The sequence below is a fragment of the Lentiprolixibacter sp. genome (assembly GCF_982873095.1).
Map to the genome: position 1 here is coordinate 1 of NZ_CEYNTP010000181.1, position 5,929 is coordinate 5,929.

General features: G+C 46.8%; 8 protein-coding genes. All 8 read left to right on the forward strand.

From position 1 onward, the window contains the following. On the forward strand, positions 1 to 74 hold a 74-nt coding region (locus AC4E7D_RS10655), incomplete at its 5' end, for a helix-turn-helix domain-containing protein (RefSeq protein ID WP_490173785.1). A gap of 3 nt (positions 75 to 77) precedes the next feature. Further along, entirely contained in the window at positions 78 to 623 is a 546-nt protein-coding gene (locus AC4E7D_RS10660) for an LptE family protein (protein ID WP_490173778.1), read from the forward strand. A 6-nt stretch (positions 624 to 629) separates the two neighbouring features. Then, positions 630 to 1,541, forward strand: a complete 912-nt coding sequence (locus AC4E7D_RS10665; protein WP_490173779.1) for a DUF8458 domain-containing protein — start codon at positions 630 to 632, stop codon at positions 1,539 to 1,541. Between the two features lie 4 nt (positions 1,542 to 1,545). Next, a complete protein-coding gene (gene secG / locus AC4E7D_RS10670; protein ID WP_490173780.1) occupies positions 1,546 to 1,914 on the forward strand; it encodes a preprotein translocase subunit SecG in 369 nt (122 codons plus the stop codon). A 137-nt stretch (positions 1,915 to 2,051) separates the two neighbouring features. Further along, positions 2,052 to 2,330: a co-chaperone GroES gene (locus tag AC4E7D_RS10675; protein WP_490173781.1), complete on the forward strand. Its 279-nt coding sequence runs from the start codon at positions 2,052 to 2,054 to the stop codon at positions 2,328 to 2,330. 22 nt (positions 2,331 to 2,352) lie between these two features. Continuing rightward, positions 2,353 to 3,984, forward strand: a complete 1,632-nt coding sequence (groL, locus tag AC4E7D_RS10680; protein WP_490173782.1) for a chaperonin GroEL — start codon at positions 2,353 to 2,355, stop codon at positions 3,982 to 3,984. A 116-nt stretch (positions 3,985 to 4,100) separates the two neighbouring features. Then, positions 4,101 to 4,553: a GAF domain-containing protein gene (locus tag AC4E7D_RS10685; protein ID WP_490173783.1), complete on the forward strand. Its 453-nt coding sequence runs from the start codon at positions 4,101 to 4,103 to the stop codon at positions 4,551 to 4,553. Positions 4,554 to 4,643: 90 nt separating this feature from the next. Then, positions 4,644 to 5,929 (forward strand): bifunctional phosphoribosylaminoimidazolecarboxamide formyltransferase/IMP cyclohydrolase (purH, locus tag AC4E7D_RS10690; RefSeq protein ID WP_490173784.1); only part of this gene is annotated, 1,286 nt, incomplete at its 3' end.

Here is a 5,929-nt window from a genome sequence, read left to right on the forward strand (position 1 = left end):
GGAAAGCGGCAGCTGCAGAATTAGGCATCTCAGAAAGGACCCTTTACAGGAAAATAAAACAATACGACCTATAATTTATGTGCCTATCCAAATTCAGCAGAGCGGTATACCATAATCTCGTCAAAGGGATCCTTGGAAGTTCATTGTTGCTCTCGTGGTCCTGTGGGGTATATAATTTTACTGGTGGGGATGTAGGAACAGCCACCACATTTCAGGTGAACTATTTTCAGAATTATGCCACCCAGAACCCGGGTTCGATCTTCGAACCGGGGCTGGACCGGGAATTCACCTTATCCCTTCAGGATGTGGTCCTCAACCAGACCAATCTGGACCTTGTCTCTTCAAACGGAGACTTGCTTTATGAAGGGGAGATCGTGGAATACAGGATCTCGCCCATGACGGCAACAGCAGAGCAAAGGGCGGCGCAGAACCGCCTTACCATGAGCGTCAATGTTCGTTTCTTTAACCGCACAAAAGAAGATGCCGATTTTGAAAGGCGCTTTTCGTTCTTCTTTGACTACGATGCGAATGCCCAGTTGTCCAGTGTGCGCGACGAGGCCCACCAGGCGATTTTTGAACGCATCAATCAGGATATATTTAACGCCTCTCTGGCCAATTGGTAGCTCAATATGAAGGTTTCTGATTTTACATATCTGCTACAGTACCCGGAAGATGTTATCCAACCGGAACAGACGGAGCAGCTCGAAGAAATCCTCACGGAATACCCGTACTTTCAGGCAGCAAGGGCCCTGCACCTCAAAGGCCTGAAAAATCAGAACAGCTATAAGTACAACAATGCCCTGAAGGTAGCTGCCGCCCACACAACTGACCGGGACATCTTATTTGATTTCATTACCTCAGAGGACTTCCTGCAGAACAGCATAGCCGATACCGTATCAGGCAAAAAGCCGCTAACAGAGCAGGAAATCGAATCAGAAGAAGTACCCCCCAATCCGGAGATGGATACAGAACTTATCCCTGACACCAGGGATGAGCCCCTTCCAAGGTCTATCCGCGATGCTGAGGACATTCTCGACCCGGCACTTTTTGAAACGAAGGAAGGTCCAGATGAAACCAAGCCAACCGAAGTAGCAGAGGCTGAGGAAAAACTGCAACTGGGCAAGCCGATTACCTTCACCCGTGATGAGAAGTATTCCTTTTCCGAGTGGTTGCAACTCACTTCCCTGAAAGGCCTGCGGAAAAAAACTACCGAAGAGGCATTGGAAGACACGCGGAATAAGAAAGAAGAGGCAGAGGCAGAACGCCGGAAGAAGTTTGACCTAATAGACAAGTTTATTGAAACCAATCCCCGGATCAGAACAGCAGATGAGACATCAGAAAATGTAGACCTCACCTCCTCGACAAAACTGGACAAAAAGGCCCTGATGACTGAAACTCTGGCACAGGTTTACCTGGAGCAGAAGAAGTACAAAAAAGCCATACAGGCCTACAAAATCTTAAGTTTGAAATATCCGGAAAAAAGTGGTTTCTTTGCAGACCGCATAAAAGCGGTGAAAAAACTACAAAAAAACAAATCGTAACCCAATGAGTACGTTTACCATATTTCTGATCCTGATTATTGCCGTATGCTTTTTGCTGGTACTTGTCATCATGGTGCAAAACCCTAAGGGAGGAGGGCTATCCTCATCCTTTGGTGGCGGTGGCAACCAAATGATCGGAGGGGTGAAGAAAACCGGGGATTTTCTGGACAGAAGTACCTGGACCCTGGCCACCTTGCTAATCGTCTTGATACTGCTTTCCAATGTAGCCTTGAAAGGCAATTTCTCAGAAGCAGATTCCAAACTCCTGCAAGGGGATGATATTGAAACCACGGTTCCGGAAACGGTTCCTGATGAAGTACCTGAAGAGGTTCCGGGAACTCAGGGAGGAACCCCTGTTGATACCTTACAGTAGACCATATCAGATTTAGACAACATAAATGCCAGCTTTAGTGACAAGCTGGCATTTTTATTTAACAATATGTCAGTTTTTATACCATGGCATAATTTCTGACAATAGAAACGTGAATTTTTAAATTTAAAAATACAACTATGGCTAAAGTGAACATCAAACCATTGGCAGATAGGGTTCTCATTGAACCCATGGCAGCGGAAACCAAAACCGCTTCGGGCATCTATATCCCGGATACAGCTAAAGAAAAACCTCAGAAAGGAAAAGTAGTGGCTGTTGGGCCTGGGACCAAAGACGAAAAAATGACAGTAAAGGTCGGGGACACTGTACTTTACGGAAAGTACTCCGGCACCGAACTTAAACTGGAAGGAACAGACTATTTGATGATGCGCGAAAGTGATATTCTGGCAATTGTATAACCACTAAAAAAGAAGATAAAAAATGGCAAAAGATATTCAATTTGACATTGATGCAAGGGATGGCCTCAAACGAGGTGTGGATGCCCTGGCCAATGCTGTAAAAGTTACGCTGGGACCCAAAGGAAGGAATGTAATCGTTAGCAAAACCTTCGGGGCGCCTCAGGTCACCAAAGACGGGGTTACTGTAGCTAAAGAAATAGAGTTGGAAGACGCCCTGGAAAACATGGGGGCCCAAATGGTAAAAGAAGTAGCCTCCAAGACCAACGACCTGGCGGGAGACGGAACAACCACAGCAACCGTACTGGCACAGGCCATAGTTAAAGAAGGGCTTAAAAACGTTGCTGCAGGTGCCAATCCAATGGACCTCAAGCGGGGTATCGACAAGGCCGTTGAAGCCATTGTGGAACACCTTTCCAAACAAGCAAAAAAAGTTGGGGACTCTTCAGAGAAAATAAAGCAGGTTGCTGCCATTTCCTCAAACAATGATGAGACTATAGGAGAATTGATCGCCGAGGCTTTTGAAAAAGTAGGCAAAGAAGGTGTTATCACAGTTGAAGAAGCCAAAGGAACTGACACCTACGTAGACGTAGTTGAAGGGATGCAGTTTGACAGAGGTTACCTTTCCCCCTATTTTGTTACGGATTCTGAAAAGATGATTGCTGATCTGGACAATCCTTACATCCTGTTGTTTGACAAGAAGATCTCCACCATGAAGGACTTGCTCCCCGTGCTGGAGCCGGTGGCGCAATCTGGAAAACCCCTGTTGATCATAGCAGAGGATGTTGATGGGGAAGCCCTGGCCACCCTGGTGGTAAACAAATTACGCGGATCACTCAAGATCGCTGCGGTTAAGGCACCAGGATTCGGAGATAGAAGGAAAGCGATGCTAGAAGATATTGCTATCCTCACCAACGGTACCGTGATCAGCGAAGAACGCGGGTTCTCCCTTGAAAATACAACTATCGATATGCTCGGTAGCTGTGAGAAAATAACCATAGACAAGGACAATACTACGGTTGTGAACGGCTCTGGCGCTGCAAAAAACATCAAGACCCGAGTAAACCAGATCAAATCACAGATCGAAACCACGACCTCAGATTACGATCGTGAAAAGCTTCAGGAAAGGTTGGCCAAATTATCTGGCGGAGTAGCGGTACTCTATGTGGGTGCTGCTTCTGAAGTGGAAATGAAAGAGAAGAAAGACCGTGTAGACGATGCCCTGCACGCCACCCGTGCTGCCGTTGAAGAAGGTATCGTAGCAGGTGGTGGTGTTGCCCTTGTGCGTACTAAAAAAGTATTGGACAAGGTAGCCACCGAAAATGCCGATGAAGATACCGGATTGCAAATTGTAGCCCGGGCCATTGAATCCCCCCTGCGAACCATTGTTGAGAATGCAGGAGGTGAAGGTTCTGTAGTAGTGGCTAAAGTACATGAAGGTAAAGGTAATTTTGGCTACGACGCCAAGTCCGAGAAATACACTGACATGATGGAAGCTGGGATCATCGATCCTAAAAAAGTAACCAGAATTGCTCTGGAGAACGCCGCTTCCGTGGCGGGTATGATCCTAACTACAGAGTGCGCCCTTACCGATATTAAGGAAGACACTCCTCCAGCCCCGCCAATGGGAGGTGGTGGAATGCCAGGCATGATGTAATACTATCCTTGTTGGATTTTTTGAAAACCGTCCGGATCCCGGACGGTTTTTTGTTGCCCCCATATGCCGGGTATTCCTCAATACTTTTTATCCTACATTTGCAAAAAAAGAATCTGATGTTCTCTACTTTGTCCAAAGACGTTACCACTATTTTAAGCGATAACCTGCATGCTGTTGAGGCAAGACTGGAAAAAGTGTGCCGTCTCCTTCAGGAAACCGTACCCTACTATGACTGGGTGGGGTTCTATTTTCGCAATGGCGATAAGGAAGAATTGAAACTGGGACCCTATGCGGGGGAGCCGACTGAACATACAATAATCCCTTTTGGCAAGGGAATTTGTGGGCAAGTAGCCGTAAGCAACCAGAACTTTGTAGTGCCTGACGTTAGTGCACAGGACAACTATATCGCCTGTAGCCTTACCGTTAAATCTGAAATTGTAGTCCCCCTGTTTAAGGATGGCGAAAATATTGGCCAGATCGACATTGATTCCAAAACCATCGACCCCTTTTCCAAGGCAGATGAAGAATTCCTTGAATTTGTCAATTCCGAAGTAGCAAAAATTCTTTAAAACTTCGGCAGTTTTGTTAATAAACTGTGGGAATAACTCCCGCCAAAAAACGCTAATTTTGGTGCTTTATCAATCCTGATCTTTAAGATAATGAGCACCCTGAAAAAAGCAACCTCCGCATTAGTCTCCGTATTTCACAAAGAGGGACTGGAACCCATTGTAAGAAAGTTAGATGAACTGGGGGTCACCCTGTATTCCACTGGGGGAACAGAAGCTTTTATCCGGGATTTGGGAATTGAAGTCATTCCGGTAGAGCAGGTGACCAGTTACCCCTCTATACTTGGTGGCAGGGTAAAGACCCTGCACCCTAAAGTATTTGGCGGCATTCTGAACCGGCAGGACAATAAAGGGGATGTAGCCCAACTCGAAGAATACGACATCCCGCAACTCGATATTGTTATCGTTGATTTGTACCCTTTCGAAAAAACGGTAGCGAGCGGCGCATCCGAACAGGAAATCATCGAAAAAATAGATATAGGGGGAATTTCCCTGATCCGAGCAGCAGCTAAAAACTTCAAGGATGTCTGGTGTGTTTCCTCCCGCGAGGATTACAATGACTTTCTTCAACTCCTTAAGGATCAGGAAGGGGCCTCTACAATGGAAAACCGAAAGCAATTTGCAGCCAGGGCGTTCAATGTATCCTCCCACTATGACACGGCCATTTTCAATTACTTCAACAGCGACCATCAACTGGCCGTACTGAAGATCAGCGAACCGAAAGGAACGGTCCTTCGATACGGCGAAAACCCACATCAGAAAGGTTACTTTTTCGGAGACCTCGAAGGTATGTTTGACAAGCTGCATGGAAAGGAATTGAGCTATAACAACCTGCTGGATATAGACGCTGCGGTTACCCTGATGACAGAATTTGCGGGAGAACCCCCAACCTTTGCCATCCTGAAACACAACAACGCCTGCGGGGTAGCACAGCGGGAGACCGTATTACAGGCCTATGTGGATGCCCTGGCAGGGGACCCCGTTTCGGCCTTTGGTGGTATCCTTATCAGCAATACGGCCATAGACCTGCCTACAGCAAATGAAATTCACAAATTGTTTTGTGAGGTAGTGATCGCACCCTCTTACAGCAATGAAGCCCTTGAAGTACTGAAAGGAAAGAAAAACCGCATATTGCTGGTACAGAAGCACAGCGAACTGCCCGCAACCCTGACGCGTACCTGCCTCAATGGGGCTTTGGTACAGGAGCGGGACCAGGTAACCGATGCTAAGGAAGGCCTGCAATTTGTTACGGATACCCAACCCTCGGCGCAGGAAGTGGAAGACCTGTTGTTCGCTTCCAAAATATGCAAGCACACCAAATCCAATACCATTGTCCTGGCAAAAGGTAAACAGCTTTGTGCCAGTGGTACGGGGCAGAC

Coding starts and splice junctions, on each gene's coding strand:
- AC4E7D_RS10660 (WP_490173778.1), top strand. CDS start 78: ATGTGCCTATCCAAATTCAGCAGAGCGGTATACCATAATCTCGTCAAA.
- AC4E7D_RS10665 (WP_490173779.1), top strand. CDS start 630: ATGAAGGTTTCTGATTTTACATATCTGCTACAGTACCCGGAAGATGTT.
- secG (WP_490173780.1), top strand. CDS start 1,546: ATGAGTACGTTTACCATATTTCTGATCCTGATTATTGCCGTATGCTTT.
- AC4E7D_RS10675 (WP_490173781.1), top strand. CDS start 2,052: ATGGCTAAAGTGAACATCAAACCATTGGCAGATAGGGTTCTCATTGAA.
- groL (WP_490173782.1), top strand. CDS start 2,353: ATGGCAAAAGATATTCAATTTGACATTGATGCAAGGGATGGCCTCAAA.
- AC4E7D_RS10685 (WP_490173783.1), top strand. CDS start 4,101: ATGTTCTCTACTTTGTCCAAAGACGTTACCACTATTTTAAGCGATAAC.